This window comes from Thermoactinomyces sp. CICC 23799, assembly GCF_016055145.1.
GTDB classification, from domain to species: Bacteria; Bacillota; Bacilli; order Thermoactinomycetales; family Thermoactinomycetaceae; genus Thermoactinomyces; species Thermoactinomyces intermedius.
The window spans coordinates 185,218-203,008 of the sequence record NZ_JAECVV010000005.1 but is presented as its reverse complement, the minus strand read 5'-3'; the positions used below and the strand labels follow the sequence as shown (position 1 = coordinate 203,008).

At 42.7% G+C, this 17,791-nt stretch carries 17 protein-coding genes; 9 read left to right on the top strand and 8 right to left on the bottom strand.

All coding sequences use genetic code 11. From position 1 onward, the window contains the following. Nucleotides 1-204: 204 nt before the first annotated feature. The 4 genes from I8U21_RS08740 to I8U21_RS08725 all read left to right on the top strand — a co-directional run bounded on the left by I8U21_RS08740 (nt 205) and on the right by I8U21_RS08725 (nt 3,302). Entirely contained in the window at nt 205-351 is a 147-nt protein-coding gene (locus I8U21_RS08740) for a hypothetical protein (protein ID WP_198053737.1), read from the top strand. A gap of 101 nt (nt 352-452) precedes the next feature. Beyond that, the gene (locus I8U21_RS08735) at nt 453-992 is read left to right on the top strand and encodes a hypothetical protein (protein ID WP_198053736.1); all 540 of its coding nucleotides are present in this window, start codon (nt 453-455) and stop codon (nt 990-992) included. A gap of 189 nt (nt 993-1,181) precedes the next feature. Then, nucleotides 1,182-2,774, top strand: a complete 1,593-nt coding sequence (locus I8U21_RS08730; protein ID WP_198053735.1) for a hypothetical protein — start codon at nt 1,182-1,184, stop codon at nt 2,772-2,774. Between the two features lie 3 nt (nt 2,775-2,777). Continuing rightward, nucleotides 2,778-3,302: an Imm6 family immunity protein gene (locus I8U21_RS08725; protein ID WP_062843343.1), complete on the top strand. Its 525-nt coding sequence runs from the start codon at nt 2,778-2,780 to the stop codon at nt 3,300-3,302. A gap of 1,951 nt (nt 3,303-5,253) precedes the next feature. On the opposite strand, the gene I8U21_RS08720 is transcribed toward I8U21_RS08725, so the two are convergent. The 4 genes from I8U21_RS08720 to I8U21_RS08705 all read right to left on the bottom strand — a co-directional run bounded on the left by I8U21_RS08720 (nt 5,254) and on the right by I8U21_RS08705 (nt 7,121). Continuing rightward, nucleotides 5,254-5,598: a DUF4064 domain-containing protein gene (locus I8U21_RS08720; protein WP_198053734.1), complete on the bottom strand. Its 345-nt coding sequence runs from the start codon at nt 5,596-5,598 to the stop codon at nt 5,254-5,256. A gap of 12 nt (nt 5,599-5,610) precedes the next feature. Beyond that, complete coding sequence (locus tag I8U21_RS08715) at nt 5,611-5,805, bottom strand: hypothetical protein (RefSeq protein WP_181821632.1); 195 nt, start codon at nt 5,803-5,805, stop codon at nt 5,611-5,613. 177 nt (nt 5,806-5,982) lie between these two features. After that, nucleotides 5,983-6,456 (bottom strand): SMI1/KNR4 family protein, encoded by a 474-nt coding sequence (locus I8U21_RS08710; protein ID WP_181733035.1) that lies wholly within the window; start codon nt 6,454-6,456, stop codon nt 5,983-5,985. 119 nt (nt 6,457-6,575) lie between these two features. Further along, nucleotides 6,576-7,121, bottom strand: coding sequence for a GNAT family N-acetyltransferase (locus I8U21_RS08705; RefSeq protein WP_181733036.1), 546 nt, complete (start codon nt 7,119-7,121; stop codon nt 6,576-6,578). A gap of 365 nt (nt 7,122-7,486) precedes the next feature. Here I8U21_RS08705 and I8U21_RS08700 point away from each other — a divergent pair, with 365 nt between their 5' ends. Beyond that, nucleotides 7,487-7,870 carry a VOC family protein gene (locus tag I8U21_RS08700; RefSeq protein ID WP_037995994.1) on the top strand — a complete coding sequence of 128 codons (384 nt, stop codon included), beginning with the start codon at nt 7,487-7,489 and terminating at the stop codon, nt 7,868-7,870. A gap of 251 nt (nt 7,871-8,121) precedes the next feature. Here I8U21_RS08700 and I8U21_RS08695 read toward each other — a convergent pair whose 3' ends face one another. The 4 genes from I8U21_RS08695 to I8U21_RS08680 all read right to left on the bottom strand — a co-directional run bounded on the left by I8U21_RS08695 (nt 8,122) and on the right by I8U21_RS08680 (nt 12,339). Further along, nucleotides 8,122-9,342 carry an MFS transporter gene (locus I8U21_RS08695; RefSeq protein WP_198053733.1) on the bottom strand — a complete coding sequence of 407 codons (1,221 nt, stop codon included), beginning with the start codon at nt 9,340-9,342 and terminating at the stop codon, nt 8,122-8,124. A gap of 103 nt (nt 9,343-9,445) precedes the next feature. Continuing rightward, on the bottom strand, nt 9,446-10,045 hold the full coding sequence (locus tag I8U21_RS08690) for a competence protein CoiA family protein (RefSeq protein ID WP_198053732.1): 600 nt from the start codon (nt 10,043-10,045) through the stop codon (nt 9,446-9,448). Between the two features lie 96 nt (nt 10,046-10,141). Beyond that, complete coding sequence (locus tag I8U21_RS08685) at nt 10,142-10,675, bottom strand: superoxide dismutase family protein (protein WP_198053731.1); 534 nt, start codon at nt 10,673-10,675, stop codon at nt 10,142-10,144. Nucleotides 10,676-11,361: 686 nt separating this feature from the next. After that, complete coding sequence (locus I8U21_RS08680) at nt 11,362-12,339, bottom strand: hypothetical protein (protein ID WP_198053730.1); 978 nt, start codon at nt 12,337-12,339, stop codon at nt 11,362-11,364. A gap of 816 nt (nt 12,340-13,155) precedes the next feature. Here I8U21_RS08680 and I8U21_RS08675 point away from each other — a divergent pair. From I8U21_RS08675 to I8U21_RS08660, 4 genes are all read left to right on the top strand, one after another. Next, a complete protein-coding gene (locus I8U21_RS08675) occupies nt 13,156-13,860 on the top strand; it encodes a pirin family protein (protein ID WP_198053729.1) in 705 nt (234 codons plus the stop codon). Between the two features lie 50 nt (nt 13,861-13,910). Beyond that, on the top strand, nt 13,911-14,528 hold the full coding sequence (wrbA, locus tag I8U21_RS08670) for an NAD(P)H:quinone oxidoreductase (protein ID WP_198053728.1): 618 nt from the start codon (nt 13,911-13,913) through the stop codon (nt 14,526-14,528). A gap of 104 nt (nt 14,529-14,632) precedes the next feature. After that, a complete protein-coding gene (locus I8U21_RS08665; RefSeq protein WP_198053727.1) occupies nt 14,633-15,124 on the top strand; it encodes an NUDIX hydrolase in 492 nt (163 codons plus the stop codon). A 33-nt stretch (nt 15,125-15,157) separates the two neighbouring features. Then, nucleotides 15,158-17,773, top strand: coding sequence for a phosphoenolpyruvate synthase (locus I8U21_RS08660; RefSeq protein WP_198053726.1), 2,616 nt, complete (start codon nt 15,158-15,160; stop codon nt 17,771-17,773). The last annotated feature ends 18 nt before the right edge of the window (nt 17,774-17,791 follow it).

The following is a 17,791-nucleotide window of genomic DNA, read 5'->3' as shown; positions in this document are numbered from 1 at the left end:
TTTTTTTATGTACTTATAGGAAATAGATGGATTTGACTGATTTGCTAAATTAGAAAAATAAACTGAAAATATGCATTGAACAAATTGTAGAATTTAATTATAATATCATTAGAAGGAGCAAACAACAGAACAAAATACAGATTACATAACTTAGCAGTTTCTGCAACACCAGACCCAAGATTAGTGAGAAAGGAGGGCTGAACAATGGCAAGAGCCATCAAACGCTTTTTCCTCTCGCTGTTTGGGCGTGAAGTTGATGGACGTTGCAAATACTGCGGAGCAGAAGCGTTGGTTTGGACAGACGGTGGCAAAATCGTCTGCACCAAATGCGACCAGCCTCAATGGGGCTAATCAAAAAGAGGGAACCCGTGAAGGTTCCCTCTTTTATTTGTTAGTTGTAATTGTCCACCAAACGATATAAAATAGCACAAAAGGATAAGGAAGGTGCCCGTATGAACTTTTATGAAATGTTTGTCCAAGGATTAAAGCCTGCAATTTACCGAAACACGTTGGATAAGCAGTTCAATGAGAAGTTGCCTTTCTTGCTTGAAAATTTCCCGTACATTGAAGGGGAGAAAGTGGCCTTAATTCCTGATCCGGAAGTGGGTACATACATATTTTTTCAAAACGAGGAGTTAAAGGCGGATTTTTCAGCAAAGCTGGAGAACGTGGAAACTGGATCACCAGAATTTCACAAAGTACTGGGAAGTGCTTTAGGGTATCCACCAAAAGCTGTACAATTTTTTGCTGAATCCTGGGTTGATGAAAAATTGGACCAGTTAAAAGTTGGCATGTATTATTTGGGGATCGGCTGCAGTGGAAGCATTGAAGACTTAACAGAAAATTGTCTTTGGTTGTGGAATCAATACCAAATCGAAGAAGGCATTAAAGTTAGATTGGGCACAAGCTTTACTGAAGTGGATTACATGGATCTTGAGAAACTCGAACACCTGAAAATTCAATATACACAAAAACTGAAGCACATTGCTTGACCTGCAAAAGAGCAGGTTTATTTTTTTTTAATTAAAAATCAAATGCAATTTGTTAAAAATTAGTTAGAAATTCAATTGTCTAGGAGCCGGATATTTTTTTAAAAAATTAATAATTGTTTCCTATACAATATACTTAAAGAAATAAGAAAGGAGGAAACGGGGTTACGGATTTTCGTACCCGTCGAAGGTATGGGAAAACATTTTGTTCGGTTTCTCCTTTTGTTTATGATCATCACGGTGGGAACAGGTTCCTGGGTTCATGCCCTTGTTCATGCTGACGGGGGTTTTGATGTTCCTGAAATCAATGATGATTTCAATCAATTTGAGCAAAAGACTACGGTTCAGAAGGAACAACCCGTTCAGCCTACACCGGTTAAGGAAGAGAAAGGATTTTTCGATTCTGTTACCGAATCATTGTCAAAGGCAGGAGATTGGTTAGGGGACAAAATTTCAGGTGCATGGGAATGGACCAAAGAGAAAGCGGCTGCCTTTTGGGATTGGTTTACTGAAATATGCTCCAAAATAGCAGAAGTCGTAATCGATACACTGTCTGCAGTGTGGGACTGGATCGTCAAATTTAAGGAATACATAGCGTTTGCCGGTGTCTTGATTTTGGGCATCGTCTTGTGCATTTTTGCCACCCCGTTAGGGATTGCCGTACTCAGTGGTATGGCTTTGTCATTTGTGATCAGTATGGCCCTGAATGGTTGGGAAATTAACAAAATGACCTTCTTGGAAGCAGCCATTGGCGGCCTCTTGGGATTGATCGGAGGAGGCATCACTGCAGGAGCTTCCCGGGGATTGGCGAGTGGCATCGGGCAAAAACTGATCATGGGTGCCAAAAATTCCAAATTCTTGGGTCCTGTTCTTCGCGGAGGACAAAAACTGGTTTCCAAGATGCCTGCTCCCATTCAAAAAATGTTTACCAAAGGCGGATTCATCGGAGCAGCCGAGGGTGCTGGAACCAGTGTGACAGACGATATCCTGCATGGGCGGAAGATCAATTGGAAAAATGCCGTTTTGGCAGGTTTTTTCGGAGCCGGTTCTGTCGTAGTGGTTCATTTTGCCCAGCCAGCGGTCAATAAAGCCGTCGCATCAATGGAACCGGTTTTGGCCAAAACCCCGATTGTCAAAAATCTTTTCACCAAAGTTGACGATTGCATTGCTGCTCGGCAAACCGGAGGATATCATGCCTTCTTCCTGGTGGTTAAACCCGGATGTGTTGATACAGGCATAACAGACCTACTAAAAAGTGATTTGAAAAAATGGAGAGAAACAGTAGGTACTGATTTAAATACGATTGCTGTCGCCAGAACGGATATTGAAGGTTTGGAAAATAAAGTGTTTGAAGGTGCTTCTACACGAGTTATAGAAGCAGCACCACCAGCAGCTGGATTAGAGCCTTTGGATACGAATAGAAAAATAAAAGCACCATATGATGAAAACAATCCTTTCCTTAAACAATACACCAATCATGCTGAAGAAATGATTGTTAATAAGTTTGCTGACGCTGTTGATGATTTATATCCAAACCCCCTCGATGTAAAAGGTAAACTATATTTACATCAATCTAATCCAAAAGGTGTATGTGGAGCATGTAAAGCAGGGTTTGGAAAAAGCTCTAAAAGACAAGGGGTTTTATACCAACTTAGTAAGTGGTATCCAAATCTTGAGATCATTGTATCATCTGAAGTTAAAGAGGGGCAAAAAGTAACTAAGAGTCATTTTTTTATAGTAAAAGATGGTAAACAATATGATTATCCGGAAGATAGGAGGAAATAGAGTATGAGATGGTATGAAAAGGTAAACATAGATGCGAAAGCAGCATATTTTTTAGCGTTATCAGACAAAATAATAGATAAACTTACTCCTTATGAGAATTGGTATTCAATTGCGAGAAGTACCCTTGATTTGTGTTGGGAATGGGTCGAGGATAAGAAGGTGGATGAAGATGATATTTATATGAAAGTTAACGATGAAGATGAAGGGTTCTTTATGGTTGGTTTGGCTGAAATCGATCCTTTTCAAGGAAATTCACAGGCGGAATCTGCTTATTGGTGTATCTTTGGTGCTGTAAGTTATGTCATATGGCTGGGTCATATCTTGAACAACAAGGAAAATGAACTTCCACAAGAGCTTGAAAGTTTAGATGATGAATTCAATGAACAGCGTTTCATGGAAGAAATAAGAAAAGTAGAAGGATACCGAGAAGAATGGTCCGAGTGCTTAAAGCAATACCTGTTGGAAAACTATCCGGCAGGCAGTGATAGGAAAATTAAGAGAGAAGAATTGTTGAGATTGATTGCATAAAAAAATGATTAAGTGGAAACATTTCCGCTATATTTGGCGTAATATATGAAGGGGATTTTCCCCTTTTAATCGTCCCAATTGCACAGAAGCAATTGAGTAAAAGACTTTTTGATGATTTCCAAAGCCGATACACTGAAGTCTTTCACGACTTCCAAAGCCGATACTCTGAAATCATCAAACCCTTTCCCATGGCCATTTTTGGCTGTGGGATTCTTTATTTTGTTAAAGCACAGTTCATTTCACAGTTCAAACCACAGTTACACAGACAACATTATAAATAAATAAATAACTATAAAAAGAAAAATAATATAAAAAGAAAAATATAAATAATTAAGGCTAAAAAACAAAATGTTTTTTAGCCTTGAATCAAGGTGTATTTAACAAGTCTTTTTATAAGAAATCAATCACAGAGAGAAAAGAGTTAAAATAAAAATTCTTCATTCATTCACATTTTTTGCTGTGAGAATTTTCAAGTCAAAAAATATATAAGTCAAAGTTTCGCCAGCGAAGAGGTGGCCGCCACCTGCACGAACGTGACACAGTGGTATTTTTCGTTCACTGTGTAAGTGGCGTGCCAGGAGATTGACTAAAGAAAAAGGAGGTTATCGTATGAAAAAATTAGACGAGAGACAAAGCCGGTTCATTGAATCCAGTTTGGAATAAAAAAGACCGTCCGATATGGACGGTCTTTTTTATGCATGCAAAAATACATGCTGATCCAATATTAAAGTTCCCGGGTATTTTTCATAACCACTCGACATTTGAATTTCAAGAGGTTTCGGTGGTTATCTGGACTTTCCTCTTTTGAAAAGTAACGTAAGATTTTTTGTTACTTATTAAATCTAGCCAATCCGTTCCACTATCTTCACATTGCCAGGACAATAATTAAAAGCCCTCTCCATATCCGGAGAGGGCTTTTTTGTTTCAATCCTCTAGAAGAGGTGTAACCATTTTGACGAATGGACAGAACGGACAAAGTTCCGGACAAGCGAGTGAGTTTCAATCCTCTAGAAGAGGTGTAACCATTTTGACTACCACGATTTGAGAGCTAAAAGAAACCGGAGACGTTTTGTTTCAATCCTCTAGAAGAGGTGTAACCATTCTGACCAAAAAGCTCGCATCGAGTGATGATGAAAGCCAGAAAAGTTTCAATCCTCTTGATGAGGTGTAATCATTCTGACGGCATGTGTCTGAAACCCTTGGCACTCTTGAGGTTCAGCACCGTTTTTCGAGCACCTTCGTTTTTTAAAGAGCATTTAAGTTATTTTTTATGTATCAGCTCAAAACGAAGTGGCTTTTTCCTTTATTTCATGCGGGTTTCAGCTATTGCGAGCGACCCCGGGGATTTTTGACATATCAAGGTGCTCGAAAAAGAACTTCTGTTACAAGCTTGAATATCAGAAATATCAACTAATTTCAGTCTACAAAAAAATAAAAAATCTGTAAACCTTCAGTTCTAATATTAAAGCCCTCTCCGGGAAATGGAGAGAGCTGTTTTTGTAATCCTCCAGAAGAGGTGTAACCATTTTGACATGGCCTCAAAAGGTAGGAAACATGTGGCTCGCACCACTGTTTCAATCCTCTAGAAGAGGTGTAACCATTTTGACTGCATGCGTCTGAAACCCTTGACACGCTTGAGGTTCAATATCGTTTTTCGAGCACTTTCGTTTTTTAAAGAGCATTTAAGTTATTTTTTATGTATCAAGTCAAAACGAAGTGGTTTTTTCCTTTATTTCATGCGGGTTTCAGCTTTTACGAGCAACCCCGGGGATTTTTGACATATCAAGGCGCTCGATAAATCCTTGTATGAACATCAAAAATATCAACTAATATCAGTCTACAAAAAAATAAAATTCTTGTAAACCTTCAGTTCTAATATTACAGCCCTCTCCGGGAAATGGAGAGGGCTGTTTTTGTAATCCTCCAGAAGAGGAAAATCCCACCTTTAGGTTCATGCTGACATTTCTTTTTGTTTATCCTTGCGGAAGGTTCCCATTAATCCTGCAATTACAAGGAACACGGTTGCTAATACATAGAACATCGCGATGCTAATTAATCCGCCGATCCCTGAAATCAGCATCAAAGTACCGCCGATCTTTGGATTGATCTTTACTACAATTGCTCCTACGATTGCCAAGATGGAAAAAAGGAAAGCTCCCCAACCTAACCCGGTTACCTCCGATGTGCTGCCTGAAACAGCCTCATCCACAGCTCCAAAAAAGATAGCAAACAGTGCACCACCAAAACCGAAAATCCCACCGATAAGCCCAAGAACAAATTCTGTTGTCCGGCTCATTGTCTATCCTCCTTATTGCACTTTGATTTCAAACTCAACCTTTTTGGTGTTCATAAAATCGGACGACATCACTTCGCCTAAATCCATTTTGATTTCTTTGACTGACTTGGGGTCCAGACGGTCATTATTATTGGTCAAGAAAGTTAGAACGCCATTTTGTTTGACACCGCCTGCAATCTCGCCACCAACTGAATCACCCATAAACATGTTGGCGTTTAATTGCTTATCGCCGACAACGATTTTCCCTTCTTAATCAGGCCAGGCATGTGACCGAAACCCCTGACACGCTTGAGGGTCAACACCGTTTTTCGGCACCTTCTTTAAGTTTGGAATGGGTAGACAGCACAAGTAACCTAAGGGATTGATGAACTGTTTTTTTAAGTATTAAATATACAGATCTTCGAGAAATTGTTTAAATGTTTTCCTTACCACTACAACAGCTTCCGGATTAAATTTATTTTCACGGAAAAGATCCTGTGCTGCATGATTTGAGTCTACCCAAACAATAATAGGGTCATTTTCGTTATTGGCTGGGTAAAAGAAACAATACTGATTGATTGATGAATCAAAAGCGAACGGAATGAGTTTGCCTTTGCTTTGAATTGATTCATCCTCATCCAATCTGACGTCATATTCTTCAATCATTTGGTCTGGCAAATAAAACCCATCCAGTTGAAGGGGATATGGGTAACCTTTTGCCTTTATGTATATTTCTCCTTCAAGATTTTCCGGCATGTCATATTGGCTATAGAATCTTACAAAGTCTGGTGGCAATTTTATTTCACAATGTTCTTCCACTTCAGCCAATTCATCATCAGCAGGTTTCTCAGTTTCCTCTAATATCCGAAATTCAATCATATTTTTTTCACCTCATTTTAATCCACGGGTACCAAAGAAAAGGGTAAACAGTGCACCACCGAACCCAACGATCCCGTCCAAAATTCCAAGAATGTCATCTTTCTTCATTTATTCAAGGCTTACACATAATCAATGACCCGGCACAGCCAAATCATGTGGTGACGATTTTTTCCCCAGTAATCTTTGGCGATGTGATAAGGTTTGCCAAATTTCCTTAACCACTTTTTTTGAGCATGCATGTAGCCACTGTCCAAACAAAATTGTTCAATTCCGGATTGATGAAGCTGTTTCATCATGGAATGAATCAAAGCGGACCCCACGCCTTTGCCTTGAAAACCAGGCAATACATAAAGACTGCCAAGCTCCCCGATGGACTCCAGCTTGTGATGGGTCAATTTTTTGATTTCTCTCCCGCAAGGCCCGAAAGAAATCGTTCCGATCAGTCGGCCGTTCATTTTGGCAACCAGAAAGGAAATGCCCGAGTTGGCATTCTCCAGTGAAGAGGTGAGCAAGTTCTTTTTGGAATCAATCTCACAGGCCATATCATTGGTTAAATCTCCAAGGCCTTCTTTTTCAAAAGCATCAATGATTGAGGCTTCAAACACGGCAAACGCTGCTTGGGTATCTTCTTTTGCCGGTTTGGCAATGGATAAATGATTCATCATATTGATTGTCCTTTCATGGAGAAGTAGGTGGGTTAAGACATCAAGCGGATTCGGTTGGCTTGAAGCGGGGTTCTTGGAATTATTCGAATACTATGTACTATCATACTGGTTTTATCTTATAAATGACGCTGAATGCCTTCAATGGTTTATTTGAAAAATTTTTACCCGCGTTGAAAGCAGAGGAAGAACCGGAATTGGAGGCAATGGACTCTAAAAACCATTATTTAATAAAAACAAGTTTGTAAAACAAACTGAATCAACAAAATACAAAGGACATGAATCACACTTAGAGAAGTATATTTCATTCGCATTAAGTGAAGCAAAGGAATAAATCATCTTAAACAAGGAAAAGGGAGGAAACCCCGATGAAAATTGTTGTGATGAGCTTGTTGGTGAAAGACCAGGACAAAGCACTTCGGTTTTATACCGAAAAACTGGGGTTTATAAAAAAGGAGGATATCCAAGCCGGTGAATACCGATGGTTGACACTGGTCTCCCCGGAGAATCCGGATGGCACAAAATTGTTGCTGGAACCTGCCCATCATCCGGCCGGCAAGGAATACCAAGAGAAATTATATGCTGACGGGCTCCCGGCCGTTCAGTTTGGGGTCGCAGATGTTCATCAGGAGTATGAGCGTTTAAAAGAGAAAGGTGTGAAATTTACCATGGAGCCGACCAACATCGATGGAATCTCCCTGGCAGTATTTGATGATACATGCGGGAACCTGATCCAGATTGTCCAAAGTTGAAGGGGGCTTTTTGGTTATTTGTATTGCTTTCTAAGAGGTATTCGATCCAAACAGATTTATCACATTTACCAAAGGGCAGTGAGAACCACATGGATTCCAGAAATGTCAATGATAAAACACCATTATATGCCCAAACCAGTTTGTAACACAAACACTCATCAACAATAAACATAAAAAACAAAAAACTATCACATACAAACAGTCTTGTCAAAAGGTTTGTATAAAAAGGACTTGGGCATTCCAAGTCCTTTTTATATGACATTGGAGTGCGAAACAAACTTGCCGAGCCGGTATTGCACAAGCCAATGAATGCCGCATAAGAAAGAGATGATCCCGATAACAAGCCCGGTAACGGAAATTCCCAGTTGCTCGTAAGCCCATCCGGATACAATATAGGATAATTGCATCACTCCGCCATAGGTTGCCATATGCAGGGAGAAGACACGGCCGCGAACGGCTTCGGTTGTATTCATTTGCAGCATGTATGTGTCAAGCGGGATGATGATTCCGGAAAACAGCCGCATCAAGTAAAGCATGAAGATTCCCGTGAGCAGCGTGTCGGTATGTGCCAGAAAAGCGAAAAAAACGGCTTGGAAGAGATACGAAGCCCCGTACCACACAATCCCCCGGCGATATTGATGATTGACGAATTTCTTGACAAGATACGCTCCGGTCAAAACGCCCAATCCGTCAACGGCATACAGGATGCCGATCCCCAACCCCTGCATTTGATAAACGTCGTTACCGAGCAAAGGGATCAATATGTAATATCCTCCGCCGGCAAAGCCCCAACTGATGCCGATGAGGATAATGGCCCGGGCGACTTGGTTGTGGGATGCTTCGCGAAACCCTTTTTTGAGTGATTCGATATAAGAATCAGAATGTGAAGGAGAGACGGATTCGGACCATTTCATCTGAAAAATGCAAAAAGCGGACCAGAAATAAGAGATTGCATTGATGACAAAACAAACCAAAGGGTTGAAAGCCGTGGATACAATTCCTCCCAAAACTGCTCCGAGAATCCCGATCATGCTGTCGGTTGCGGAGGAGAAAGAATTGGCTTCCGCCAAGTCTTTTCTGGCCACCACTGAAGGGATGGCCGCTTGGCGGGAAGGGTTAAAAAAAGCACTCAGGCATCCAATCAAAAAAGAACCGGCATACAAGATCCAAACTTGCTTGAAAAGAAAGGCGAATATAAAAGAGGATACAATCAGACCGCGCGCCAAATCCGTGAGAATCATGATTTTTTTCTTGGAAAAATGATCAATCACAGAACCGGTGAACACCCCCAAAAGGGCAGAAGGCAGGGCGCGGCACATCAAAAGAATACCGACCGACAAGGCGGAATCAGACAAAAAAAGAACGGTTTGTGCCAGTGCGACTTGATTAAACCAATCCCCCAAGACGCTTCCTGTTTGTCCCAACCACAGAAAACGGTAATTGCGGTTTCTGGATATGAGTCTTTTTTTCATCGGTGATCCTCCTGTTGTGCGCAGGTTTATCTGCTTGAAGATGTTGTGATTTAAAGCACCGGCTCCTCGTTAGCAATAACCGGGGCACCGGTGCCTGGAAGATTTAAAAATCAAGTTTCAATTGTTCGTATTTTAAAAAAGGTGGTGGAGCCATGGACGGGTTTAACGATTCCAACCTATACGGATCGGACAACACATGCTCTGCTGAAACCTCAAGCCAACGGGAAGATGGGAGGCGGGGACTTTGTGCTTCATCAATGATTCCGATATAAAGCAGGGCTTTTCCGTCTTCGTCATGCAGGGAAAGATGGGAGGTGTGGTCACGAAAGCGTTGATCCCATTTGATCTGATAAACCGGGTTTAAGGGAATGGGATGCGGAGGTTGGAAGAAGAAACTGATTTGAATGGGAGTGGTGTTTTTTTGTGCCAACCATTGCTGAAAAACATGGCGGAGAACCCATTTCGCCAAGGTGACCTGTGAATGGTACAGCAAACATTCGCTGTCTTTCATGTGATGATGGGAGAAATGTGTTTTTCTGCGGTTGCTTTTCCTTAATTTCAGCGGTTCTCTACACTCCGGACACCGGTATTTTTGAAAAGAGTCGGCATCCCGGGGGGCAATGAGTGTTTTGCCGTCGGGCGAAAGTCCGCATGGGACCAACCCGTATAACTGACGAAACTTCGCTGGGATTCCGGAAGCCAAGCAGACAACCCCCGTTCCATTCGAATTAAAATTTTTATCTTCTAACAATATTATAAATATTTTATCCAAATAAAACTATTGTTTTCAGAGCTGTTTTTATCGGAATACAGACGTTGAACCATAAACTCCCTGGATGACTCCGCAAGCCAGGCGTTTTCCGGAATTTCCCGAAGGTTGGGATCGGAAGTCATCCGGGTTTTGATGGATCATGACCGATTTTCCGATCACTTGGGATGGGCGGAAACGGTTGGTGAAAAAGCTCATCCGTGCATACCCGTTATTTGAAAAGAGAACGGGGAAATCTCCGGGATGATTGCCATGGGGTTGGTTGTCCGGATTCCAATGATTACCGGCCGCTTGAAACGGATTGTCAGGATTTCCAACGGCACAACTGCCGTTTTCATGAAGATGGAATCCAAACGGACCAACGGGTTGCCGGCCGTTTCCTCCTGGTTGATAGGGAGGCAGTCCGTTCACTTCAATAAACACTTCGGTGCCGCCCGGTACTTCAGTAAATGTCACATAGCCTCTGAGTTCCGGCGCGAGCGGACCGCCTTGGATCCAGGCATAAGCTTGATAATTGGGTTGATTGGCCAAATATCCGCCAACAGGGGAATGAGCAAGGTACATGTCATGACACCTCCGGATGAAAAAAGAAGTTTCTTTTTATCCTATGAAGGGATTTCTGGATATCGACCCATTTTGCCGCCCATTTTTTCAGTTTATCCTTTATCTTGATGGTCCGAACAGCGACGGCCGGGGAAAGTGGTGACAGGAATGAAGCCATTTGATCAATTTTAGCTGATTTGTTCCATTATACCCACATGCCGGGACAATAATTAAAAGCCCTCTCCAGGTAATGGAGAGGGCTTTTTTGTCTCAGTCCTCTTAATGAGGTGTAATCAATTGACCTTTAAAGGATATACCGATCCCTAACACTAGATATGACAAGCCCAACAATAATCAACGATTATTAATCTGGCTCCGGGACTTGATTGGTTGGAACAAATGCGTAGTGATCTGATACCTTCGATTCGTTGACATATAGCTTAATGCTTTACATATAGCTTAATGCTTTAATTGATCTATAACGGGAAAAGTAGGAAGTAGCTTTGCAAAAGTGCTAGGGAAAGTAGCTGCTTTTGTGACATATTAGAGTATGTATGGGGATATGATACATACCCTTCCCTTTTTCATACAATATTTAGATAATTCCCCAGACCTGAGCTGGATAGTTTTTGAAACACCGGTTCAACTTGGTTTACAGAGTGCTTAATAAGTGCGACTTCGGCGCCTTAGTGGTTTTTTCTCGGTTTCTACCTCAGTCGATCACCGAGATTTTTAAGCAAACGCTCACTGCTCCAACGCTTAGATTTAAGCGGCTTTTTCTTCGCCTTGGTTTTATTGCTATTTTTGACTAAAAACGGTGACAAACCTGTTAAAACGGCAAATAGGGAAGCGATTATAATATCCTTTGTCAATAATGAACTTATTAAATTCATAGCCATAATTGTTACGTTCACATAAATATAAGCAAACCAAACTTTAAAGGGCATTTTTATATTTCTCATCAAATTAGTCACAATTACGATGTATGCTGTTATAAAGCAAGAAATAATTATTATTAAATTACCTAAGGGTAAATAGTTTTTGAAGTTTTCTTTTGTTAAAGAGTAAAGCAATTTATAAATATTAGGTATTGAATAAACAAGATAAGAAACAAAGATAAAAATAGTGAATGCAAACCGCAACTTAACAAATGATATTTCTTTTAATCTAGGAAATATATGTAGTAATATGATGGTGATGATATATCTAATTGATATAGCAAATGAGATAATTAGAAATATTAGCATATTAAATGGTATGAATTTTTCTATCCCTAATTCTTGATAATATTCCTTTAGAAAATCATAAACATCCATGAACGATGGTCCTGTAAACCATATAAAAGCTGTAATTATAGGTAAAGAAAGTAAAACAAATGTAGTTGATATAAGTTTTTTCAAAACTTCTATCTCTGGCATACTCCCGCGCTTTTTAAGATAAGATTCCCGAAAAATGAATATAGAGAGAAAAATTATAAGTAAAAGAGAAATACCCACAATCTTATAGTAATATAATAATTCTTGAATAGTAACTTTCATTTTTTTGGGATCGTCTATTCCGGTATATTTACAAACAAAAAAAACTAAAAGTGCTGTTTTCAAGGAATAAAGCTTAAGAAATTCAAGAGGTTTTTCTGTAATATAAGACTCTAACGAATTTATATAGGCGGCTATTTTTTTTAGCATTTATCTCACTCCCTATTTTTACATAATCTTCAAATAAGACCGTAACTTTTTTATCAGCATTTTAGGAGATAAACGAGAGAGAAAAAGAATTGCTTGACATGAGACAGGAGAAGTCTGTAATGTTGAATCAACTCATTGAAAGGTAAAGATCATCCAGAGAGCTGCGACGGTTTCTCTAGTTTTTTCGTAGGCGCTTTCTATGCCGAAATCACCAAATTAAATGACAATCAATTTTGTTCCTAAGTTAAAGTACAGAAGCTATTTTTAATTCCTCACCACATTTTTCCGCTACTGCTAGTCAGAAGAAGTATAATCGCATTGACGGCATTTGTCTGGGAAACCTTTGACACGCTTGAGGTTCAACGCCGTTTTTAAGCACCTTTTTTAAAAGGAAAATTTCAGGTTATATTTTATATCAGCTCAAAGCAAAGTGGCTTTCCTTTCTATTTCATACGGGTTTCAGCTTTTATGAGCAATCCTGGGGCTTTTTGATACATCAAGGCGCTCCAAAAACCATTATATGAATATCGGAAATATCAATTATTTTTAGTTTAGCAAAAAGATAAAAAGCCTGTAAACCTTGAATATAAATTTTTAAAGACGAGAGATAATTTCTAATAAAAACCTCTCCGGTGATGTTATTTAGTTAAAATTACTTGGATTTGATGGATCCTTACGGATTGACAAAAGGCAGTTGGTAACCTATTATACTTATTAAAAGTAAGTTAATTACAAATGTATGAAGGGAGAGGGAAAATAACCATTTTCGTCAACCATAGCAAAGAAAGAATAGAAGAATCAGAAAGGCTGTGGACCATGATTCAGATTTATCCTGCCGAAAACCGTTTTGTGTCTGATCACGGTTGGTTGAAAAGTTATTTCAGCTTTTCATTTGCTGAATATTTTGACCCCGGGAATATGCATTTTGGTCCCATGCGTGTGCTCAATGATGACACCGTCCAACCGGGGACGGGATTTGGCATGCATCCCCACAAGGAAATGGAGATTGTCTCCATTGTGTTGAAAGGGCAATTAAGGCATGAGGATAGTGCCGGTCACATGGAAACATTATCTTTTGGGGAAGTGCAACGCATGAGTGCCGGTACGGGAATTATCCATTCCGAGATGAATCCGTCAGAAACGGAAGAAGTGAATTTCCTGCAGATGTGGTTTTTGCCGGAAACCAGGGGGCTTCAACCTTCCTATGAACAGATATCTTTTGACCCGGAAAACATGAAAAACTGTCTGTTGCCGGTGGTATCCAAGCATCCTGCATCGGATCAGACGGCATCGATTCATCAGGATATGACGATTTATCTTTCCAAACTGGAAGCCGGCAAATCCATCACGTTTGAGCAGAAAGAAAACCGGCGGATCTTTTTCTTCGTGATCGAAGGCGATGTCCTTCTCAACGGGGATCATGTGTTAAAGCGCCGGGACTCGGCAAGAATAACAGATGTATCTTCGTTAACGGCGGAGACCGGTAAAGGTTGTTTCGTGATGTTGATTGATCTTCCTTAACCGGGTGAATATCCGGTGAGGATTAACCATAACCAACAGGAGGCATGAGCATGGCAAATGTGAAATTGGCGATCATTTATTACAGCTCGACCGGCACAAACTACAAGATGGCTCAAATCGCTGCGGAAACAGCCAAAAAAGAAGGAGCCGAGGTCCGTCTGTTGAGAGTGCAGGAATTGGCCCCGGAAGAAGCCATTGCATCCAATCCGGCATGGAAAGCCCACTATGAAGCCACCAAAAATGTTCCGGTTGCGACGCCGGATGACATTGTTTGGGCAGATGCGATTATTTTCTGCACGCCCACCCGCTTTGGCATTGTCTCGTCCCAAATGAAACAATTCCTGGATACAACGGGAGGCATCTGGGCCCAAGGAAAGACGGTCAACAAAGTGGTCAGTGCGATGACTTCGGCCAATAACCCAAACGGTGGGCAAGAAGAGACGGTTTTGTCCTTGTACACAACGATGTACCATTGGGGAGCGATTGTCGTTGCACCGGGATATACCGATCCTTCCATCCCGGCGTCCGGCGGCAACCCGTATGGCACTTCCGTGACCATTGACAATAACGGCAATTGGAAAGATGATGCGGAAAAGGCGGTTCAACATCAAACCCGGCGCGTCCTCACCGTGGCGGGCTGGATCAAAAAAGGGCAAAGCCAAAGCTGATTTTATGGCTTTCGGGAAAAAGCACCGGATTTCAATCACCGGTGCTTTTTCATATTATAATGGAAGGGATGGAACATCTTGAGAAAACAAGGAGAGTCTTCACAGTGAAAACAAGAGAAACCGCCCGTATTGTATTACTCAACGAACAAGACCGGATTTTGCTGTTTAAGATGAAAGACCCTTCCGTCACCAGCAAAGAGAATCCGGCCGGAGAGCCGGTTTGGTTTCCGCCGGGAGGCGGGGTGGAAGAAAACGAGTCTTATCTCGAAGCGGCCAAACGGGAGCTGTGGGAAGAAACCGGATTGGCGGACGGTGTGCATTGGGGGCCGTTGGTATGGATCCGGGATATTCATCTGTTCGTCCATCAAAGGAAAACCCGTTTTATTGAATATTATTATGTGGCACGGGTGCAGGGAAAGCAGATTTCGACGGATCATTTTACAGAGGTGGAGAAAGAGACTTACCAAGCCCACCATTGGTGGAGTGTGGATGAAATCTTGAACACCGGGGAACTGATTTTCCCCAAGCAGTTGGGACAAAGATTGATTCCGCTTTTAAAGGGGGAGTATCCTGCCGAACCCGTTGCCATTGAATAACCGAATCCATAAGCAGGAAAGGGGATCCCGGCGATGAATGACTATGTTTTGTTTTTGAATGAAGTGGATGGTTCCCGCATTCAGCAAGTCGGGGGAAAGGGAGCCAATCTGGGGGAACTCTGTAAAGCCGGTTTTCCGGTACCGGAAGGATTTTGCATCACTACCCGTGCATATCTGGACTTTATTCAGTCCGGCCGGGAAATGGATTCCCTTTTGGATGAACTGAACCGCCTGAACCCGGAAGATTTGAACGGCCTGCGGGAGCTGGGCCGGCGCATTCGCGACCATCTCACCCGGCTTGAGATTCCGGGGCAAATAAAAAATGCGGTCATCCAAGCTTGGGAATCCACCGGAAAACAATATTCATATGCCGTCCGTTCCAGCGCGACCGCGGAGGATTTGCCGACCGCTTCGTTTGCCGGTCAACAGGATACATATTTGAACATCAAGTGCGAGGAAGCGTTGCTCGGGCATATCCGAAAATGCTGGGCTTCTTTGTTTACGGACCGCGCCATTTCTTACCGGATCAAAAACGGTTTTGACCACCGCCAGGTTTATTTATCGGTGGTGGTGCAACGGATGGTGGATCCGGAAGTTTCCGGAATTCTGTTTACGGCTGATCCTTTAAGCGGGAACCGGAACGTCGTTTCCATTGATGCCAGCTTTGGTCTGGGGGAAGCACTTGTCTCCGGCATGGTGTCGGCTGACCTGTATAAAGTGAGAGAAGGGCGGATTCTGGAGAAAAACATCCGAAACAAAGAAATCGCCATCTTCTCCTTGCCGGAAGGCGGAACCGTGAAGAAAACCCTCCCGCCCGAACAGCAGTCTCAGCCGGCTTTGACGAACCACCAAATCCTGCAGCTGTCGGAAATCGGCAAAAAGATTGAACAGCATTTCGGGACTCCGCAAGACATTGAATTTTGCGTGGAAAAAGGGAAGATCTATGTCGTGCAAAGCCGTCCGATCACATCATTGTATCCGTTGCCGGATCTTCCCCAAAAGCCGTTGCAAGTGATGTTTTCATTCGGACACGTGCAAATGATGACCGATGCCTTGAAACCAATGGGAATTTCCGTTTTGCGCTCCATTTTCCCGAAAACCTTCCTGGTGGAAGCCGGCAACCGCCTTTTTGTGAATCCCACGGAACTTTTGCGCACCAAACCGGGAAGAAAGCTCTTTCCCAAAGCGATGGAAAATGTTTTTGATCAAACGTTGAGCAATGCCATCCGCGAGGTAATCCGGCGCCCTGAGTTTCTTGATGTCCCGGCCAAACGGGGTTTGTTCCGGTCCAACCGCCGTTTTATCCTTGCGGTGGTCAAAGAAATCTGGAAAAACCTTTTGGTGCGCGATCCCGAACTTGCCCGTCGGAAAGCAGAACGCTTCATTGAACAAAAATGGAATGAAATCGGCCAAAGCTTTCAGCGGGCAAGCGGTGAAAACCGGCTGGAAATCATCCGGTATGAATTGAACCATTTGGGAAAAGATGTGCTTAAAAACTTGTTTACATACGTTATCTGTTATCCGCTTTCCTATATGCTCTTAAAACAGTCCGTCGGGGACACCCGGGAGCTGTATGAAATCAACAAATCGCTGTCCGGAAATGTCACCAGCCAAATGGGATTGGAAATCGGTGATTTGGCAGACATCGTCCGGGAGTTTCCGGCATTGCAAAATTATCTGGAGCAAGCAGAGGACAAAACGTTTTATGACGGATTGGATCGGGTGGAAGGGGGAGCGAAATTTAAAGAAGCATTTCTTAAGTTCATGGAAAAATACGGCCATCGCTGCCCTGGAGAAATCGATCTCACCAAGCCGCGCTGGCGGGAAGCGCCGACACAGTTGGTTCCGGCCATCCTGGGGCACATGCGCAGTGTCAAGCCCGGGGAACACCGGCAAAAATTTGCACAAGGAGAAAAGGAAGCGAATGAAGCCATCGGGCGGATCTTAAAACAGGCAGGCTCCAACAGGCTGAAGAGAAAATGGCTGAAGCGGCTGATCACTGTCTGCCGCAACGCCGGCGGTCTTCGGGAGCACCCGAAATATTTCCTCACACGCCTGTTGGATGAGTGTAAAAAAGCGATTCTTTCAGAAGCGGAACAGCTGGTGGCAAAAGGGGTTTTCGAGAAAAAAGACGACGTGTTTTTCCTTACGATGGATGAATTGATCTTGCTTTTGCAAGGAACCTTCCGGCAAGATGTGAAAAAGCTGATCAATGAGCGGAAGGAAGCTTATGAACGGCATCAAACGTTAATGCCCCCGCAAGTGATGACCAGTGAAGGGGAATGCATCACCGGATCCCGCGCAACGGAAAACCTTCCGGAAGGCGCTTTGGCGGGCGTTCCGGCATCCGCCGGAGTGGCGGAAGGGATTGCCCGGGTAGTGTTCAAACCGGAAGAGGCCCGGCTGCATGAAGGGGAAATTCTTGTCGCCCCGCACACCGATCCCGGTTGGACGCCGTTATTTCAGTCGGCCAAGGCCGTTGTGACCGAAGTGGGCGGCCTGATGACCCACGGCTCGGTGGTGGCCCGGGAATACGGCATTCCGGCAGTGGTGGGTGTTGATCAGGCGACAAAACGGATTCAAGACGGACAAAAAATCCGTGTGGACGGAAACCAAGGGATCGTGGAAATTTTGGATGACGCATCCTGAAGGGAAAACGGGGTCCAA